Origin of the sequence: Rhizomonospora bruguierae (assembly GCF_018397995.1) — a bacterium.
Taxonomy (GTDB): Bacteria; Actinomycetota; Actinomycetes; order Mycobacteriales; family Micromonosporaceae; genus Rhizomonospora; species Rhizomonospora bruguierae.
This window is the reverse complement of sequence record NZ_BBQH01000047.1, coordinates 12,129-28,767: the sequence shown is the minus strand read 5'-3', so window position 1 is coordinate 28,767 and position 16,639 is coordinate 12,129. Positions and strand designations below refer to the sequence as shown.

Here is a 16,639-nt window from a genome sequence, read left to right as displayed (position 1 = left end):
CGCCCGGACCGGTGGGGGCGGGAGTCAGGGCCAGTGGGTGGTCAGGAGGGTGCGGGTGTCGGCCAGGAGTTGGGGCAGCACCTTGGTCTGGCCGATGACCGGCATGAAGTTGGCGTCGCCGCCCCACCGCGGCACGACGTGCTGGTGCAGGTGGGCGGCGATGCCGGCGCCCGCGACGGCGCCCTGGTTCATGCCGATGTTGAACCCGTGCGCGTTGCTGACCTTGCGGATCACCCGCATCGCGGTCTGGGTGAACGCCGCCAGTTCGGCGGTCTCGTCCGCGTCCAGATCGGTGTAGTCGGAGACGTGGCGGTACGGGCAGACCATCAGGTGCCCCGGGTTGTACGGGTAGAGGTTGAGCACCGCGAAGACGGTGGCGCCCCGGGCGATCACCAGGCTCTGCTCGGGCGGGCGGCCGGGCGCCAGGCAGAACGGGCAGCCGGCCGGGCGCTCGTACCCCTCGGCCGGCCGTTCGGCGCCCGAGATGTACGCCATCCGGTGTGGCGTCCAGAGCCGTTCCAGCCCGTCGGGGGCACTGACGTCCGTCACCCGCCCGATCCTACCGGCGCCGGCTCGGCGAGCAGATCGAGCGCGAGCGCGGCGGTCCAGCTGAACGCGGCGGCGCCGACGCCCTGCCCGGTGTCCGGGTGGTAGTACTCGAAGCAGCCCTCCCGGTCGATGAGGCCGAGCATCGCGGCGCGCAGGGCGGCGGCCAGGTCGTGCCGGCCGTGGGTGCGCAGGCCGCGCCAGAGCAGCCAGTTGATGTTGATCCAGCTCGGCCCGCGCCAGTAGCGCACCGGGTCGAAGTCGGGCGCGGTGCGGTCGTGGCTGGGTAGCGGCAGCCCCCGCCCGGCGGTGGGCCAGCCGAACCGGGGCGAGGCGCCCTCGGCGAGGATGGCCCGCACGGCCGGCTCCGGCAGGTCGGGCAGGATCAGCGGGGTCAGCCCGTTGACGCAGCGGGCCGGGCTGAGCTTGCCGGTGCGCACGTCCAGGGCGTGGAAGGTGGCGTTCACCGGGTCGTACAGCCGGTCGACCAGGGCGGCCGTCAGGGCGGCGGCCCGGTCCAGGTGCGGTGCCGGATCGGCGTCGAGCACGCGGGCGATGGCGGCCAGGGCGCGTTCGGCGGCGGCGGTCAGCGCGACGAAGTTCGGGCACTCCACCACGAACGGGTGCCGGTCGGCGAGCCCGGCGGGATCACCGGCCCCGTCCGCGTAGCCGCTGTCCCGGTAGGTCTCGGCGATGTGGATGTACCGGCAGTAGTCCACGTCGGTGGGCCGGTGCTCGGCGTGTGCCCGGCGCAGGTCCTGGCGGGCGTACCGGCGCAGCAGGTCCTCGTCGACCGGCACCTCGGTCAGCGGCGCGTCCCAGGCGGGGCTGTTGTCCAACCCGGACTCCCACGGGTGCACGATCGCCGGCAGCCCGGCGCCGCCCGCGTTCCGCCGGCCGAGCAGGTACTCCTGCTGGGCCACCAGGCGCGGGTACAGCCAGCCCAGGTGCCCGAGGGCGGCGGCTGACCGGTCGCGTGCGTAGACCTCCCAGGCGGCGACGGCGTGGACCGGCGGCTGAACGAGCCCGGTCGTGGCGCCGCCCGGCATCGCCGGCGGCGACGGCGCGCGCCAGAACGCGGGTCCCGGGAAGTAGTCGGCCTCGGCCACGGAGGCGTCGAAGACGATGTGCGGCACGCGGCCGTCCGCCCACTGCCCCGCGAACAGGGCCCGCAGGTCGTGCCAGGCGCGCTCGGGCGCGTAGTGGGCGAGTCCGATGGCGATGAACGCCGCGTCCCAACTCCACTGGTGCGGGTAGAGCTGCCGGGACGGCACGGTGTGGCCGCGGGCCCAGTTCCCGTCCAGGGTCTGGACGGCGAGGCGGCGCAGCCGCCGGCCGGCGGGAACGTCGTGGGGCATGGGGAGAGGTTGAGTTGTCATCGTTCTGTTCTCGGGGATGGTTGGGTGCGGGCGGGGCCCGGGCGGGCGCGGCATGCCATGGCGAGGGCCGGCTCCCGAGGGAGCCGGCCCCGCTCAAGCCCTATCGATCAATCCCATACCCGGCAGAGATCGAATGACAGTATCCACTCGGCCCGGGCCCGGCGACTAACCGCTGCGCCCGCCGACCGGATGGGCTATCCCGTTCGGTGGACGGCGGCCGTCACGCCTGGGCGGCGCTCGGCCCCTCGTTCGTGTGCGACCGGACGACGTCGACGACGTGCGCCACCGCGTCCGCCAGCGGCACGCCGTTGCGCTGCGAGCCGTCCCGGTACCGGAAGGACACTGTGCCGGCCTCGACGTCCGCGTCCCCGGCGATCGCCATGAACGGGATCTTCTGCTGCTGGGCGGTGCGGATCTTCTTCTGCATCCGGTCGTCGGACGTGTCCACCTGCGCCCGGATGCCCTCGGCCCGCAGGGCCTCCACAAAGGAGCCCAGATACCCGGCGTGGTCGTCCCGGATCGGGATGCCGACCACCTGGACCGGGGCCAGCCAGGCCGGGAACGCGCCCGCGTAGTGCTCGGTCAGCACCCCGAAGAAGCGCTCGATGGAGCCGAACAACGCCCGGTGGATCATGACGGGCTGCTGCCGGCTGCCGTCCGCCGCCTGGTACTCCAGCCCGAACCGCTTTGGCTGGTTGAAGTCGATCTGGACGGTCGACATCTGCCAGGTGCGCCCGATCGCGTCCCGCGCCTGCACGCTGATCTTCGGACCGTAGAACGCCGCGCCGCCCGGGTCCGGCACGAGGTCCAGCCCGGACTCCTCGGCCGCGGCGCGCAGCGCCTCCGTGGCCTCGGCCCACTCCGCCTCCTCGCCGATGAACTTCGGCGAGTCGTCCCGGGTGGACAGTTCCAGGTAGAAATCCGCCAGGCCGTAGTCGCGCAGCAGGTCGAGCACGAAGTGGAGCAGGGTGCGCAGCTCGCCCGGCATCTGCTCCTTGGTGCAGTAGATGTGCGAGTCGTCCTGGGTCAGCCCGCGCACCCGGGTCAGCCCGTGCACCACGCCGGACTTCTCGTACCGGTACACCGTGCCGAACTCGAACAGCCGCAGCGGCAGTTCCCGGTACGACCGCCCGCGCGCCCGGTAGATCAGGTTGTGCATCGGGCAGTTCATGGCCTTCAGGTAGTACTCCGCACCCTCCAGCGCCATCGGCGGGAACATGGTGTCGGCGTAGTACGGCAGGTGGCCGGAGGTCTCGAACAGCTGGGCCTTGGTGATGTGCGGGCTGTTGACGAACTCGTACCCCGCCTTCTCGTGCTGCTGGCGCGAGTACTGCTCCAGCTCCCGGCGGATGATGCCGCCCTTCGGGTGGAACACCGCCAGGCCCGAGCCGATCTCGTCCGGGAACGAGAACAGGTCCAGCTCCGCGCCGAGCTTGCGGTGGTCCCGGCGGGCCGCCTCCTCCAGCAGCTTCAGGTACGCCTTGAGCGCGTCCCGGGTCGGCCAGGCGGTGCCGTAGATCCGCTGCAGCTGCGGGTTCCGCTCGCTCCCCCGCCAGTAGGCGGCGGCGCTGCGCATCAGCTTCACCGCGCCGATCAGCCGGGTGGACGGCAGGTGCGGCCCCCGGCACAGGTCCGACCAGCAGGTCTTGCCGGACTCCGGGTCGACGTTGTCGTAGATCGTCAGCTCGCCGCCGCCGACCTCCATCAGCTCGTCCGCGTCGAAGTCGCCGGCGCCCGCCACATCGATCAGCTCGAGCTTGTACGGCTCGTCCGCCAGTTCCGTGGCGGCCTCCGAGACCGACCCGAACCGCCGCCGGCGGAACTTCTGCCCGGCCTTGACGATCTCCAGCATGCGCTTCTCCAGCCGGTCCAGATCCTCCGGCTGGAACGGGCGGGGCACGTCGAAGTCGTAGTAGAAGCCGTTCTGGATCGGCGGGCCGATGCCGAGCTTCGCCTCCGGGAACACGTCCTGCACCGCCTGGGCCAGCACGTGCGCCGACGAGTGGCGCAGCACGTTCAGCCCGTCCGGCGAGTCCATCGGTACCGGCTCGACCCGGATCGGGTACTCCGGGGTCCAGTCCAGGTCGCGGAGCGTGCCGTCCGGGTCCCGCACCACCACGACGGCCTTCGGCCCGGTCATCGGCAGCCCCGCCTCGGCCACCGCCGCGGCGGCCGTCGTACCGGCCGGTACGAGGACGGGCTCGGTAGGTACGGCGGCGGGCTTGGCGGGCTCGGTGGCCACGGGGCGCTCCTTCACATGGGTAATGGACCAACCGATGCTATCCGTCTCCGGCCGGCCCGCTGCCGGCGGCGCACCCCGGGGGTTACATTCAGCGCGTGGCTGCTCCTGACGTGATCGGCGCCCTGCAACGGCGCTACACCCGCTTCTTCGCGGGCAACCGGCCGGCCATCCCGTTCGCGGTAGGGAACGCGACCGGCCCGGCACACACCCTCGGTACCGGTGAACCCGCCTTCACCATCCGGATCACCGACACCCGCGGTGCCCGCGCGCTCGCCGGACTGGACCAGTTCGGCGTCGCCGTGGCGTACCTCGAAGGCTGGCTGGACGTGGACGGCGACCTGTCCGCGGCGCTGCGCATGCGCCAGTTCTTCCACGACTTCCACCCGGTCGCCTGGCTCAGCCGCTGGGCTCCCGCGCTGCTGCGCGGCCGGAAGGAACACGACCGGCGCTCCATCTCCGCGCACTACGACGAGGAGTCCGAGTTCTTCCTGAGCTTCCTCGACGACCGGCACCGCTGCTACACCGAGGGCGTCTTCGCGTACGACGACGAGCCCCTCGAGGACGCCATGACCCGCAAGATGGACCTGGCCCTGGAGGCGCTGGAGATCAAGCCCGGCGACCACGTGCTGGAGGTCGGCGGCGGCTGGGGCGCCTTCGCCGAGTACGCCGCCCGCCGCGACATCAGGGTCACCACCACCACGCTCGCGGCCGAGTCCGAGCGCTTCCTCAACGACTTCTTCCGGCGCGAGGGCCTGCCGGTCACCGTCGTGCGCGAGCACATCTTCTCGTACCGGCCGGACGAACGGTACGACGCCATCGTCAACATGGGCGTCACCGAGCACCTGCCCGACTACCGGAGGACGCTGAGCACCTACGCGCGGCTGCTGAAGCCGGGCGGCCGGGTCTACCTCGACGCGCTGGCGATGCGGGCCAAGCACAGCGTCAGCACGTTCATGAGCCGGTACATCTACCCGGGGCAGTCCTCGCCGCTGCTGCTGCACGAGTACCTCAAGCACGTGGCGAAGTCGCCGTTCGACCTGCTGTCGGTCGCCGACGACCGGCACAACTACTTCCTCACCTGCCGGGAGTGGGCCAAGCGGCTGGACGCCGCCCGGGACGAGATCGTCGCCCGCTGGGGCGAGCACATCTACCGGCGCTTCCGGCTGTTCCTCTGGGGCTCCGCGGCCGGCTTCGACACCGGTCTCGTCCAGGCGTACCGCTGGGTCCTCCGCCTGCCGGAATCCGCCCCCGCCTGAGGGCGGATCCCGGCGCGGCGGGGCGGGCGTCGGTTACCGAGCGGGTGGTGGCCGACGAGGGTGAACACGCACGCCCCGGGCGGCACCGCCCGGGGCGCGCCACCTACCCGCCAGCGCACCGGCACCTCCCATTACATTGACGTTTCCCGATCATTGTCGGAGCATGGAGCCACGCACCGGGAGCGCTCCCACGCCACCCGGGCGACGACCAGCCACCATGATCGAGGAGGCCCGCCCCGTGCGCACCCGATATCTCGCCCTGCTGGGCGCCGCCGTGCTGGCCTCGGCCGGCGTGGCACTGGCACCGCACGCGCGGGCGGCAGCCGGCCTGCCGTACCAGGACCCGAACCTGCCGGTCGCCACCCGCGTCACCGACCTGCTCGGCCGGATGAGCCTGGACGAGAAGCTCGGCCAGATGACGCAGGCGGAGCGGCCGAACGCCAGCAACGCCGACGTCACCACGTACCGGCTCGGCTCCGTGTTCTCCGGCGGCGGGGCGGCGCCCAGCCCCAACACGGCGACCGGCTGGGCCGACATGTACGACGCCTACCAGCGCGCCGCCCAGGCCACGCCGCTACAGATCCCGATCATCTACGGCGCGGACGCGGTGCACGGCCACAACAACGTGGTCGGCGCGACCATCTTCCCGCACAACATCGGGCTCGGCGCCAGCCGCGACCCCGCGCTCGTCCAGCGGATCGGCCGGGCGACCGCGGAGGAGGTGAGCGGGACGGGCGTCGACTGGACCTTCTCGCCGTGCCTGTGCGTGGCCCGCAACGACCGGTGGGGCCGCACCTACGAGTCCTTCGGCGAGAAGCCCGAGCTCCCGACGGCGATGGCCACGATCATCGACGGGCTGCAGGGCAGCTCGTTGAACGGGCCGGCGTCGGTGCTGGCGACGGCGAAGCACTACGTCGCGGACGGCGGCACCACCGGCGGCAGGGACCAGGGTGACGCGCAGATCACCGAGGCCGAGCTGCGGTCGATCCACCTGCCGCCGTTCCAGGAGGCGGTGCGGCGCAACGTCGGGTCCGTAATGATCTCGTTCAGCAGCTGGAACGGGCAGAAGCTGCACGGCAGCTCGTACCTGATCAATACCGTGCTCAAGGGCGAGCTGGGCTTCACCGGCTTCGTGGTGACCGACTACAACGGCATCGACCAGCTGGACGGGCAGCCGGGGTTCACCGGCGCCGAGGTGCGGCAGGCGATCAACGCGGGCATCGACATGGTGATGGTGTCGAGCGCCTGGAAGTCGTTCATCGACACGCTGCGCGCCGAGGTGCAGGCCGGCCGGATCACGCAGGCGCGCATCGACGACGCGAACCGGCGGATCCTGACCAAGAAGTTCGAGCTGGGGCTGTTCGAGAAGCCGCTGACCGACCGGTCGTACACCGGCACCGTGGGCAGCGCGGCGCACCGGGAGATCGCCCGCGAGGCGGTGCGCAAGTCGCAGGTGCTGCTGAAGAACGCGAACCGGGTGCTGCCGCTGGCCCGGGACAACAACAAGATCTTCGTGGCCGGCAAGAGCGCGGACAACATTGGCTACCAGAGCGGCGGGTGGACGGTCACCTGGCAGGGCGGCAGCGGGGCGATCACCCCGGGCACCACGATCCTGCAGGGCATCCGGGCCGGCGCGGGCGCGAACACCACGGTCACGTACAGCCAGAACGGCAGCGGCATCGACTCCTCGTACAAGGTCGCGGTGGCCGTGGTCGGCGAGACGCCGTACGCGGAGGGCCAGGGCGACCGGACCGGCTCGATGAGCCTGGACGCGACGGACCTGAACACCCTCAACACGCTGCGCGCCAGCGGCGTGCCCGTGGTCGTGGTGCTGGTCTCCGGGCGCCCGATGGACATCGCGGACCAGGTCGGCAACTGGGCCGGGCTGCTGGCCTCGTGGCTGCCGGGCACGGAGGGCGCCGGCGTGGCGGACGTGCTCTACGGCGCGTACAAGCCGACCGGGAAGCTGCCGGTGACGTGGATGCAGTCGGCGAGCCAGCAGCCGATCAACGACGGCGACGGCAAGGCGTCGCTGTTCCCGTTCGGCTTCGGGCTGACCTACGACGATTCCACGACGCCGCCCACCACCCCGCCCACCACGACCCCACCCACGACGCCGCCGACGACCACGCCACCCACGACCACGCCACCCACGACCACGCCACCGACGACCAGGCCGCCCACCACCCCGCCCACGACCACCCCGCCGACGACCCCGCCGACGACCGGGGCGTGCCAGGTGACGTACGCGGTCAACGACTGGGGATCCGGCTTCACCGCGAGCGTCACCATCAAGAACACCGGCACCGCCGCCGTCAACGGCTGGACGCTGAAGTTCACGTTCCCCGGCAACCAGCGGGTCACCCAGGGCTGGTCGGCCACGTGGAGCCAGTCCGGCGCGGACGTGACCGCCACGGATCTGTCGTGGAACGGCACGCTGGCGCCGGGAGCCTCGACGGACATCGGGTTCAACGGATCGTACAGCGGCGGTAACCCTCGACCGACATCGTTCAGCCTCAATGGAAGGGCCTGCACCGCGGGGTGACCGGCGGGGGCGGCCGGGGTGGGGGTTCCCCGGCCGCCCCTCACCCGCACGCGTTAACGGAACGATCGCCGCGCGCAGTACGGTGCTCTGCATGGCAACCGTGCTCCTCGTCGAGGACGACCACGTCGTGCGCGGCGCTATGCTGCGGTCCCTGGCGGACCGCGGGCACGCGGTGCACGCCGTCGGCACCGCCCTGGACGCGCTGCGCCGGGTCGCCGCCCAGACCCCCGACCTGGTCGTGCTCGACCTCGGCCTGCCGGACCTGGACGGCGCCGACGCGCTGCGCATGCTGCGCGGGATCACCGACGTGCCGATCATCATCGCCACCGCGCGCGACGACGAGCAGTCGATCGTGCGGCTGCTGCGGGCCGGCGCGGACGACTACATGGTCAAGCCGTTCACCGGCGCCCACCTGGACGCGCGGATCACCACCGTGCTGCGCCGGGTCGGGCGGGCCAGCCGCACGGCGACCCCGGCCGTGCATGAGGTCGGCGGCCTGCGGGTCGACGTCGGCGAGCGCAGCGCGTCCCTGGACGGCGCGTCGCTGGCGCTGACCCGCAAGGAGTTCGACCTGCTGGCGTACCTGGCGGCCCGACCCGGGCGGGTAGTCTCGCGCCGAGAGCTGTTGGAGGAAGTATGGCGGCAGCCGTCGGTCGGCGAGGATCAGACGATCGACGTCCATCTGTACTGGCTGCGCCGCAAGCTGGGCGAGTCCGCGGCGAAGCCGCGCTACCTGCGCACCGTGCGGGGGGTCGGGTTCCGGTTGGTGGCACCGGACTGAGGCTCGGCCTCGCGTACGTCACCGCGGCGATGGCGGCGCTGGTCGCGCTGGCGTTCCTGCTGCCGCTGGGTTTCACCCTCCAGTCCCGGGCGCGCGCCGACGCGCTGGCCGAGGCGCAGCGCCGGGCCTGGCTGGTCGGCGGGGCGCTGACCGCCAGCGGCGACCCGAGGGCGGTCCAGAAGGCGATCGACGCGGCGACCGCGGACGGTGCGCCCCCGGTGGTGCACCGGGTCGCCACCCTGGCCACCCCCGGCAGCCGGGCCAGCGGCGAGGACGTGACGACCGCCGCCACCAGCGGCGACCCCGTCGTGGCGGACGTGGCCGGCGGCGTGGTGCGCCTGGAGCCGGTGAAGGTCGGCACGAACACGGCCGTGGTCGAGGTGTTCGTCCCGGCCCGCCGGCTCACCGACGGCGTGCGCGGCGCGTGGTGGACGCTGATCGCGCTGGCCGCCGGGCTGATCGCCGCCTCGGTCGTGGTCGCCGACCGGATCGCCGCCCGGACGGTCCGCTCGGCGCGCTCGCTGGTCGAGGCCGCGCTCGCGGTCGGGGACGGCGACCTGGGGGTGCGGGTCCAGCCCAGCGGCCCGCGGGAACTGGCCGAGGCCGGGTACGCCTTCAACCGGATGGCGGACCGGCTCGGCGCGTCCCGCACCGACGAGCGGGAACTGGTGGCGGACCTGTCCCACCGGCTGCGCACCCCGCTGACCGTGCTGCGCCTCGACGCCGACGCGCTCGACTCGGACGACACCAGCATCGGCACCCTCTCGGCCGCCGAGGTGGACAAGCGGCGCACGATCCGGCGCATCCGCGAGGCGATCGTGACCCTCGAGGGCGAGGTCGACGTGCTCATCAACACCACCCGCAAGGCCGTCGCCACCCAGGCCCAGGAGCCGGCCACCTGCGACGTCAGCGAGGTGGTCCGGGACCGGATGGTCTTCTGGTCCGCCCTCGCCGGCGACCAGAACCGGCCGTACGAGGTGATGGGCGCGCACACCCGGATCATGGTGCCGGTCGCCCGGGGGGAACTGGCGGCGGCGCTGGACGCCGTCCTGGGCAACGTGTTCCGCTACACCCCGCAGGGCACCGCGTTCGAGGTCGCGGTCAGCTGCCGGGACGGCTACGTGGCGCTGCGGGTGGATGACGCCGGCCCCGGCATCGACCACCCCGACCGGGCCCTGCGCCGCGGCTCCAGCGAGCGCGGCTCCACCGGCCTGGGGCTCGACATCGCCCGCCGCGCCGCCCGCAGCGCCGGCGGCTCGGTCAGCATCGACCGCGCCCGCCTCGGCGGCGCGAGCGTGGTCATGCTGTTCGCCGACCCGACCGCGGCACCCCGGCAGGTAAGCCGCTTCGGGCTGGTCGGGCGGATCAGCCGGGAACCCGGCGGTGGCCGGCGCTGGCCCCGCCAGCGCCGGGGCTGATCGCGCCGGCGACTTCCCCGCCGCGGCACGGGTGTGCGGGTGGCGGTCAGTAAGGGCGAGCGCAAGTCTGGCTTAGGTGTGCATTAAGTGCGACCGCGGCCGCCGCCCTGACCGATACGGTTCACGGCAGAACGTGTTGCCGTTCCGCCGGGCACATCCCTGCAGTTTGCGATCACCCCACCCCTGCCCGGTGGGACGTCGCGCGCGGCGGGGGCAGGCGCCCCCACTGCACCGGGCTCCCGCCGCGCGCCAACAACGGCACCCGTTCGCGACTGTCGGCCCGGCGTGGCCGCCCGGAACAGCGTTACGCCGGGCCGACTCTCTCCTCATCCCGCATACGCGTCGATCTCCGCGCCGATCCGCGTCTTGTCCTCAGTGGACATGAACGAGGCGTCGACGCCCGCGCGGGCGAGCGCCGCGACGCCGGCCGCATCCAGGTCGAGCAGGCGGGCGGCCACCTCGTACTCGTCGGTGAGGGTGGTGCCGAACATCGGCGGGTCGTCGGAGTTGACGGTGACGACCAGGCCGGCGGAGACCATGGCCGGCAGCGGGTGCTCGGCCAGCGTGGGGACGGCGCGGGTGACCAGGTTCGAGGTGGGGCACACCTCCAGCGGTACCCGGTGCTCGGCCAGGTACTCGACCAGCCGCGGGTCGCCCATGGCGGACGTGCCGTGGCCGATGCGCTCGGCGCCGAGGTCGCGCAGCGCGTCCCAGATGGTCTGCGGCCCGGTGGTCTCGCCCGCGTGCGGGACGCTGCGCAGGCCCTGGGCGCGGGCCCGGTCGAAGTAGGGCTGGAACTGCGGGCGCGGCACACCGATCTCGGGGCCGCCGAGTCCGAAGCTGATCAGCCCGTCCGGGCGCTGGCGGAGCGCGATGTCGAGGGTCTGCTCGGCCGCCACCAGCCCCGCCTCCCCGGGAATGTCGAAGCACCAGCGCAGCGCCACCCCCAGCTCCGACTCGGCGCGGACCCGCGCGTCCTCGATCGCCTCGCAGAACGCCTCGGGGGCGATGCCGCGGTGCACGTGCGAGTACGGGGTGATCGTCAGCTCCGCGTACCGCACCTGCTGGCGGGCCAGCTCCCGGGCCACCTCGTAGGTGAGGATCCGCACGTCCTCCTCGTCGCGGATCAGGTCGACGACGCTGAGGTAGACCTCGACGAAGTGGGCGAAGTCGCGGAACACGAAGTAGTCGGCGAGCGCGGCCGGGTCGGCGGGGACCGGGGTGGTGCCCTCGTGCCGGGCGGCCAGCTCGGCGACGATCCGCGGCGAGGCGGAGCCGACGTGGTGCACGTGCAGCTCGACCTTGGGCAGCTTGGCGATGAACGCGGCCAGCCCGGGGCGCAGGGCGGGAAGGTCGGTCACGGGTTCTCCTCTTTCGGCGACTATGGCACGCGGGCGACCACGAAGACCCGCCGGAACGGGAACGGGACCACCCCGTGCCGGACGGGGTAGGCCGCGCGCAGGCGGGCGTCCAGCTCGGACCGGAAGGCCGACCACTGGTCGGCGTCCAGCGCCGCCCGGACCGGGCGCAACGCGGTCCCCTCCAGCCAGGTCAGCACCGGATGATCGACGACAGTACCCGCCGGGAGCAGATGCAGATACGTGGTTTCCCAGGCGTCCACGGCACAGCCGGCCGCGAGGAGCAGGTCGGCGTAGCCCGCCGGGTCGCGCACCGGCGCCTCGCGGAACAGGTGCGCCAACCGGTCGCCGCCGGTGGCGCGCAGCGCCCGGTGCGCGGGCCCGTCGAAGTTGCCCGGCACCTGCACGGCCAGCCAGGCGCCGGCCGGCAGCGCGGCGACCCAGCGGGTCAGCAGCCGCTCGTGGTCGGGGACCCATTGCAGGAGCGCGTTCGAGACGACCACGTCGGTGTCCGGCGCCGGCTGCCAGTCCGCCACGTCGCCGACCTCGAAGGTGGCACGGGTGTCGAGCGCGCCGGCCCGCTCGATCATCTCCGGGGACGAGTCGAGCCCGTGCACCGCGGCGCCGGGCCACCGCTCGGCGAGGGCGGCGGTCAGGGTGCCCGGTCCGCAGCCGAGGTCGGCGACCGCGCGCGGGTGCCCGGCCCCGACGCGGGCGACCAGATCGAAGAACGGCCGCGACCGTTCGCTGCCGTACCGCAGGTAGGTGCTCGGATCCCACATCGGCCACCCCTAAACCGTACGTACGTTTTGCGGGAACTCTAGCGACGGCGACCGACCCGGGCAACGGTAGGCTGCCCGGGTGGAGAATCGCAGCTTCGCCCGGCTGGGGCGGGAGGTGGGCGTCGTGGGTCTGGGCGCCTGGCAACTCGGTGCCGACTGGGGCTCCGTCGACGAGGACGCGGCGCTGGCCACCCTCGCAGCCGCGGTCGACGCCGGGGTCACCTTCATCGACACCGCGGACGTGTACGGCGACGGGCGCAGCGAGCGCCTGATCGGCCGCTTCCTCGGCGAGCGGCCGGGCCGCCGGGAGCTGTTCGTCGCGACGAAGATGGGGCGCCGGGTGGCGCAGGAGCCGGGAAACTACACGCCCGCGAACTTCCGGGCGTGGACCGACCGGTCCCGCGCCAACCTCGGGGTGGACACCCTCGACCTGGTCCAGCTGCACTGCCCGCCGAGCGAGGTCATCGCCTCCGACGCCGTCTTCGACGCGCTGGACGCCCTGGTCGAGCAGAAGAGCATCGCCGCGTACGGGGTCAGCGTGGAGACCGTGGAGCAGGCGCTGACCGCGATCGCCCGGCCGGCCGTGGCGAGCGTGCAGATCATCCTGAACGCGCTGCGGCTCAAGCCGATCGAACGGGTGCTGCCGGCGGCGGCCGCGGCGGGGGTCGGCATCATCGCCCGCGTACCGCTGGCCAGCGGGCTGCTGAGCGGCCGGTACGACGAGCACACGACGTTCGCCGCGGACGACCACCGCACGTACAACCGGCACGGCGAGGCGTTCGACGTCGGCGAGACATTCTCCGGTGTGGACTACCGGACCGGGCTGGAAGCGGTGCGTCGCCTCCGGTCACTGGTGCCCGCCGGCGCCGCCGTGGCGCAGTTCGCGCTGCGGTGGATCATCGACCAGCCGGGCGTCACCGTGGTGATCCCGGGCGCCCGCAACCCGGAACAGGCCCGCGCCAACGCCGCCGCGGCCGATCTGCCCCCGTTGGACGCCGACGCGCGGGCCGAGGTGACCGCGGTCTACAACGAACTGATCCATCCGCTGGTGCACCACCGGTGGTGACCGAGGGTCGTGAGGGAGGAGCCGTGAAGAACTGGCTGCCGCTGGTCCTCGGGCTGCTGGCCCTGGTCGTCGGTGCCGTCTGGACATTCCAGGGGCTCGGCGTGCTGGAGGGCAGCGTGATGACCGGGCAGAAGCTGTGGGCCGTGGTCGGGCCGGTCGTCGCCGTGCTCGGCCTGGTGCTGATCGGCTACGGCCTGCGCGCCCGCTCGAAGCGCGGTTAGCGACACCCGCGATACGGGCGACGGACAAGCGAAGAGCCCCGCACAGAGGCCGGATATCAGGGCACCGGATGCGGGGCTCGACGCGATTTCCCGGCGGACCGGGACGTTGGCTCGAGGGGTTCTGACGAGGGGCGAGCGTGGAGGACCGGCCGGATCCCGACCGGGTCCGCGCTACAGCGGGCGGACCTGTTCGGCCTGCGGGCCCTTCGCGCCCTGCCCGATCTCGAACTCCACGCGCTGGTTCTCCTCCAGGCTGCGGTAGCCGGAGGTCTGGATCGCGGAAAAGTGTACGAAGACATCAGCACCGCCGCCGTCGACGGTGATGAAGCCGTAGCCTTTTTCCGCGTTGAACCACTTCACGGTTCCCTGTGCCATGTACTACTCCTTCTAGGCGGCCTACGGCCTTGGCGCCGGGTGACCGCAAACTTTGGCAAAGCGTACCGGAGGCGAGCCCGTCTGCCACTCCTACCCCGAAACTGCCTATGCCGACGCGCCGCTGAATGAGATCAGCGGCGCGCCGTTGGTTGTTTCACTCCGGCCAGCGACCGGTCAGCCTGCGCACGCCCACCGCGCCGCCGCGGTCCACGGCGGCCTTCACCACCGCGAAAATGGCGCCCTGCAAGGCCGCCGCGGCCAAAACCTCGCCCCAGCCACGCTCCTCATCGGTCGCGTGCGGCGCGTCCCCGTCGCCATCGCCGACCAGCTTCCACACCTGCTTGAACAGCACGCCGGCGAGCGCGCCGGCGCCGATGCCGAACAGCACACCCATCGGCTTGTAAGCCAGCCTCACCCCGCTCACCCGCGCCTGCCCCGCAGCGCGACAACCAGCGCGAGCACGGCGGCGGCACCGGCCAGGGCGAACCACGGCACCGGGCTGCGCCGGGCCAGATCACGGGCCTCGGACGCGGAAACCCGGGCCTGCTCGGCCGCGTGTATCGCCTGGGTGCGGAGCCGGTCCTTGGTCTGCTCCGCCGACTCCCTCACCCGGGCCTTCACGTCCGCCCGGGCGGCCAGCGCCTGCACGGTCTCGCCAAGTTCGGCCCGGGTCTGCCGGATCTCCTCGCGGAGCGCCTCCGCGCTTCCGTTGGACGAGCGCGGGCTGGCCACCCCACCCCCCTGCGTCATCAACGCCTCCCATCCCGAACCGCGGCCCGCACGGTGTCCACGTCGGCCCGCACGTTGGACACCGCCTCCGACGGCTGCGGCGGCGACGCCTGCCGCACCTGGCTGCGGCCCACCAGCGCGAGCACCCCGGCGACGCCGAACAGCAGCGCGGCGACGATCAGCGCGGCGGCCCAGCCGGGCAGGACGATCGCCAGCGCCAGGATGACGGCGGCCACCAACGCCCCCATCCCGAAGAGCGCGACCAGTCCCCCGCCGCCGAACAGGCCCACACCGAGGCCGGCGTGCTTGCCCCGCTCGGTCAGCTCCTCCTTGGCTAGCGCCAACTCGTCGCGCACCAGCTTGCTGAACTGCTCGCTGGCCCGCTGCACCAGTTCGGCGGTCGATTGCTCGCCGACCGGCGGCGCCGGGCGCCTGTCCACGACGTGTGTCATCGTCGTCTCCTTCCGCCTTGCCGGGTTAGTGCCCCGTTCGCCCGGGGGTCAACCCTGCGTGGACCGGCCGTCGCACCGGGTCAGTCGAGCACCACCACCGACCGCAGCACCCCGCCCCGGGACATCGCCGCGAACGCCTCCTCCACGCCGTCCAGACCCACCGTTGCGGTGACGAACCGGTCCAGCGGGAGCCGGCCCTGCCGGTACAGGGCGATGAGGGTGGGAAAGTCGCGGCTGGGCAGGCAGTCGCCGTACCAGGAGGACTTGAGGGCGCCGCCGCGGCCGAACACGTCCAGGAACGGCAGGGTCAGCGTCATCTCCGGCCGCGGCACCCCGACCAGCACCACGGTGCCGGCCAGATCCCGCGCGTAGAACGCCTGCGAGTACACCTCGGGCAGCCCCACCGCCTCGATGGCCACGTCGGCGCCGAAGCCACCGGTGACGGCCCGGACCGCCGCGACCGGGTCGGTCTGGAGCGAGTTCACCGTGTGCGTGGCGCCGAACTCGCGCGCCCAGCCGAGCTTCCGGTCGTCCACGTCCACGGCGACGATCGTGGTGGCGCCGGCCAGGGCCGCGCCCGCGACGGCGGCGCAGCCGACCCCGCCGCAGCCGAACACCGCCACCGAATCCCCCCGGCCCACGGCGCCGGTGTTGATCGCGGCACCGAGCCCCGCCATCACCCCGCACCCCAGCAGGCCGGCGACGGTGGCCGGGGCCTGTGGGTCCACCCTGGTGCACTGCCCGGCGGCGACGAGCGTGCGCTCGGCGAACGCGCCGATGCCCAGCGCGGGGGCCAGCGGCGTGCCGTCCGGCAGCGTCATCCGCTGCCTCGCGTTGTGCGTGTCGAAGCAGTACCAGGGGCGGCCGCGCAGGCAGGCGCGGCACTGCCCGCACACCGCCCGCCAGTTGAGAATGACGAAGTCGCCGGGCGCCACGCCGGTCACGCCGGGGCCGACCGCCTCCACCGTGCCGGCCGCCTCGTGCCCCAACAGGTAGGGGAACTCGTCGCCGATGCCGCCCTCGCGGTAGTGCAGATCGGTGTGGCAGACCCCGCACGCCAGCACCCGGACCAGCGCCTCACCGGGCCCCGGGTCGGGCACCAGGATCGTCTCCACCGTCACGGGCGCGTCCCTGGTTCGGGACAGGACCGCTCGTACCTCGTGTGCCATGCGTCCCTCCTCGACCGGAGTAACGGTCACGCTACTCGCGTGGACGTTCCACGGGACCGGTCAACGGGACATTTCCCGGCGACGCCTTCGCCGCGCCGGCACCGCACGACACCTGTGCTGCGGCCGGCCGCAGCGCGACGCCTCCGCTGCGCCGGCCGCCGCGCAGCGCCTCCACCGCGCCGCCGCCGCGCAGCGCCTCCACCGCGCCAGCCGCCGCACCGGGCGGCAAACCCCGCCACGCGTGCCACACCCCGGCGACCGTAGGAGCGTCGCGGGCGCGCGTCCCCGACGAACCGGCGACCGGCGGACTAGCTTGGCGG

The 16,639-nt window shown here is 73.1% G+C and carries 17 protein-coding genes; 6 read left to right on the top strand and 11 right to left on the bottom strand.

Translation table 11 applies throughout. From position 1 onward, the window contains the following. Positions 1-24: 24 nt before the first annotated feature. From KJS59_RS22525 to thrS, 3 genes are all read right to left on the bottom strand, one after another. Positions 25-495 (bottom strand): HIT family protein, encoded by a 471-nt coding sequence (locus KJS59_RS22525; RefSeq protein ID WP_213454968.1) that lies wholly within the window; start codon positions 493-495, stop codon positions 25-27. A gap of 50 nt (positions 496-545) precedes the next feature. Continuing rightward, positions 546-1,904: an MGH1-like glycoside hydrolase domain-containing protein gene (locus KJS59_RS22520; RefSeq protein ID WP_213454950.1), complete on the bottom strand. Its 1,359-nt coding sequence runs from the start codon at positions 1,902-1,904 to the stop codon at positions 546-548. Positions 1,905-2,145: 241 nt separating this feature from the next. Then, positions 2,146-4,167 carry a threonine--tRNA ligase gene (thrS, locus tag KJS59_RS22515; protein ID WP_213454949.1) on the bottom strand — a complete coding sequence of 674 codons (2,022 nt, stop codon included), beginning with the start codon at positions 4,165-4,167 and terminating at the stop codon, positions 2,146-2,148. Between the two features lie 95 nt (positions 4,168-4,262). Here thrS and KJS59_RS22510 point away from each other — a divergent pair, with 95 nt between their 5' ends. From KJS59_RS22510 to KJS59_RS22495, 4 genes are all read left to right on the top strand, one after another. Continuing rightward, complete coding sequence (locus tag KJS59_RS22510) at positions 4,263-5,423, top strand: class I SAM-dependent methyltransferase (RefSeq protein ID WP_249714719.1); 1,161 nt, start codon at positions 4,263-4,265, stop codon at positions 5,421-5,423. A gap of 238 nt (positions 5,424-5,661) precedes the next feature. Next, entirely contained in the window at positions 5,662-7,968 is a 2,307-nt protein-coding gene (locus tag KJS59_RS31365; protein WP_249714717.1) for a glycoside hydrolase family 3 N-terminal domain-containing protein, read from the top strand. A gap of 91 nt (positions 7,969-8,059) precedes the next feature. Next, positions 8,060-8,749 carry a response regulator transcription factor gene (locus KJS59_RS22500; RefSeq protein ID WP_213454948.1) on the top strand — a complete coding sequence of 230 codons (690 nt, stop codon included), beginning with the start codon at positions 8,060-8,062 and terminating at the stop codon, positions 8,747-8,749. A 29-nt stretch (positions 8,750-8,778) separates the two neighbouring features. Continuing rightward, entirely contained in the window at positions 8,779-10,167 is a 1,389-nt protein-coding gene (locus KJS59_RS22495; RefSeq protein WP_213454947.1) for a HAMP domain-containing sensor histidine kinase, read from the top strand. A gap of 326 nt (positions 10,168-10,493) precedes the next feature. Here the strand turns inward: KJS59_RS22495 and KJS59_RS22490 are convergent, their stop codons facing one another. After that, positions 10,494-11,528, bottom strand: coding sequence for an adenosine deaminase (locus tag KJS59_RS22490; RefSeq protein WP_249714715.1), 1,035 nt, complete (start codon positions 11,526-11,528; stop codon positions 10,494-10,496). Between the two features lie 20 nt (positions 11,529-11,548). Next, positions 11,549-12,307 (bottom strand): trans-aconitate 2-methyltransferase, encoded by a 759-nt coding sequence (locus KJS59_RS22485; protein ID WP_213454946.1) that lies wholly within the window; start codon positions 12,305-12,307, stop codon positions 11,549-11,551. A 79-nt stretch (positions 12,308-12,386) separates the two neighbouring features. Between KJS59_RS22485 and KJS59_RS22480 the strand changes: the two genes are divergently transcribed. Both KJS59_RS22480 and KJS59_RS22475 read left to right on the top strand, forming a co-directional pair. After that, positions 12,387-13,373, top strand: coding sequence for an aldo/keto reductase (locus KJS59_RS22480; RefSeq protein ID WP_213454945.1), 987 nt, complete (start codon positions 12,387-12,389; stop codon positions 13,371-13,373). A gap of 23 nt (positions 13,374-13,396) precedes the next feature. Next, positions 13,397-13,594 carry a hypothetical protein gene (locus KJS59_RS22475; RefSeq protein ID WP_249714713.1) on the top strand — a complete coding sequence of 66 codons (198 nt, stop codon included), beginning with the start codon at positions 13,397-13,399 and terminating at the stop codon, positions 13,592-13,594. A 171-nt stretch (positions 13,595-13,765) separates the two neighbouring features. On the opposite strand, the gene KJS59_RS22470 is transcribed toward KJS59_RS22475, so the two are convergent. From KJS59_RS22470 to KJS59_RS22445, 6 genes are all read right to left on the bottom strand, one after another. Beyond that, complete coding sequence (locus KJS59_RS22470) at positions 13,766-13,969, bottom strand: cold-shock protein (protein ID WP_213454943.1); 204 nt, start codon at positions 13,967-13,969, stop codon at positions 13,766-13,768. 154 nt (positions 13,970-14,123) lie between these two features. After that, the gene (locus KJS59_RS22465) at positions 14,124-14,363 is read right to left on the bottom strand and encodes a DUF4235 domain-containing protein (RefSeq protein WP_213454942.1); all 240 of its coding nucleotides are present in this window, start codon (positions 14,361-14,363) and stop codon (positions 14,124-14,126) included. Between the two features lie 26 nt (positions 14,364-14,389). Continuing rightward, on the bottom strand, positions 14,390-14,719 hold the full coding sequence (locus KJS59_RS22460) for a DUF3618 domain-containing protein (protein ID WP_213454941.1): 330 nt from the start codon (positions 14,717-14,719) through the stop codon (positions 14,390-14,392). Continuing rightward, positions 14,719-15,150 carry a phage holin family protein gene (locus tag KJS59_RS22455; RefSeq protein WP_213454940.1) on the bottom strand — a complete coding sequence of 144 codons (432 nt, stop codon included), beginning with the start codon at positions 15,148-15,150 and terminating at the stop codon, positions 14,719-14,721. Before KJS59_RS22455 ends, KJS59_RS22460 begins: the two co-directional genes overlap by 1 nt. A gap of 80 nt (positions 15,151-15,230) precedes the next feature. After that, the gene (locus tag KJS59_RS22450) at positions 15,231-16,319 is read right to left on the bottom strand and encodes an S-(hydroxymethyl)mycothiol dehydrogenase (protein ID WP_213454939.1); all 1,089 of its coding nucleotides are present in this window, start codon (positions 16,317-16,319) and stop codon (positions 15,231-15,233) included. Positions 16,320-16,350: 31 nt separating this feature from the next. After that, the gene (locus KJS59_RS22445) at positions 16,351-16,569 is read right to left on the bottom strand and encodes a hypothetical protein (RefSeq protein ID WP_213454938.1); all 219 of its coding nucleotides are present in this window, start codon (positions 16,567-16,569) and stop codon (positions 16,351-16,353) included. Positions 16,570-16,639: the final 70 nt, after the last annotated feature.

Coding starts and splice junctions, on each gene's coding strand:
- KJS59_RS22525 (WP_213454968.1), bottom strand. CDS start 495: ATGGCGTACATCTCGGGCGCCGAACGGCCGGCCGAGGGGTACGAGCGC.
- KJS59_RS22520 (WP_213454950.1), bottom strand. CDS start 1,904: ATGCCCCACGACGTTCCCGCCGGCCGGCGGCTGCGCCGCCTCGCCGTC.
- KJS59_RS22500 (WP_213454948.1), top strand. CDS start 8,060: ATGGCAACCGTGCTCCTCGTCGAGGACGACCACGTCGTGCGCGGCGCT.
- KJS59_RS22495 (WP_213454947.1), top strand. CDS start 8,779: ATGGCGGCGCTGGTCGCGCTGGCGTTCCTGCTGCCGCTGGGTTTCACC.
- KJS59_RS22485 (WP_213454946.1), bottom strand. CDS start 12,307: ATGTGGGATCCGAGCACCTACCTGCGGTACGGCAGCGAACGGTCGCGG.
- KJS59_RS22470 (WP_213454943.1), bottom strand. CDS start 13,969: ATGGCACAGGGAACCGTGAAGTGGTTCAACGCGGAAAAAGGCTACGGC.
- KJS59_RS22465 (WP_213454942.1), bottom strand. CDS start 14,363: ATGGGTGTGCTGTTCGGCATCGGCGCCGGCGCGCTCGCCGGCGTGCTG.
- KJS59_RS22460 (WP_213454941.1), bottom strand. CDS start 14,719: ATGACGCAGGGGGGTGGGGTGGCCAGCCCGCGCTCGTCCAACGGAAGC.
- KJS59_RS22455 (WP_213454940.1), bottom strand. CDS start 15,150: ATGACACACGTCGTGGACAGGCGCCCGGCGCCGCCGGTCGGCGAGCAA.
- KJS59_RS22450 (WP_213454939.1), bottom strand. CDS start 16,319: ATGGCACACGAGGTACGAGCGGTCCTGTCCCGAACCAGGGACGCGCCC.